The sequence below is a fragment of the Mesorhizobium sp. M2E.F.Ca.ET.209.01.1.1 genome, assembly GCF_004010375.2.
In the GTDB taxonomy this organism is placed as follows: Bacteria; Pseudomonadota; Alphaproteobacteria; order Rhizobiales; family Rhizobiaceae; genus Mesorhizobium.
This window is the reverse complement of sequence record NZ_SADP02000209.1, coordinates 1-431: the sequence shown is the minus strand read 5'-3', so window position 1 is coordinate 431 and position 431 is coordinate 1. Positions and strand designations below refer to the sequence as shown.

The following is a 431-nucleotide window of genomic DNA, read 5'->3' as shown; positions in this document are numbered from 1 at the left end:
CGGTGGAGGCGGCGGTGCTTGTGGCAGCGCCCGCGTTCGTGGTGTGCGTCAGGTAGCGGCCGGTGCCGGCGCTGATCGGGTCCGGCCGGCTGTGGCTCGTCGCCGGCATCTGGCAGATCGCGCCGCCGAACTATCCCGAGCCCGGGCTCTGGTTCCTCAATCCGCTGTCCTGGCAGTTCCTGTTCAACATCGGCCTTGCCGCCATGCTGCATGTGAAGCGGGGCGGGCGGATTCCGGTCAATCGCTGGCTGCTGGGCGCCGCCGGCATCTATGTCGTCGGCGCGGCGATCTGGGTGCACAGCCCGCTCTGGGGCCAGATCACCTGGTTCAACCTGCCAGTGGTGATCGGCGGCTTCGACAAGACCTTCCTGTCGCTGCCACGGCTCTTGCACATCCTTTCGGTCAGCTATCTGATCGTCGCGCTGCCGGCT

Annotated in this window: 1 pseudogene; it reads left to right on the top strand. The window is 67.5% G+C overall.

From position 1 onward, the window contains the following. Window positions 1–431 (top strand): annotated as a pseudogene (opgC, locus tag EN852_RS35335) (OpgC domain-containing protein); the annotation flags it as partial.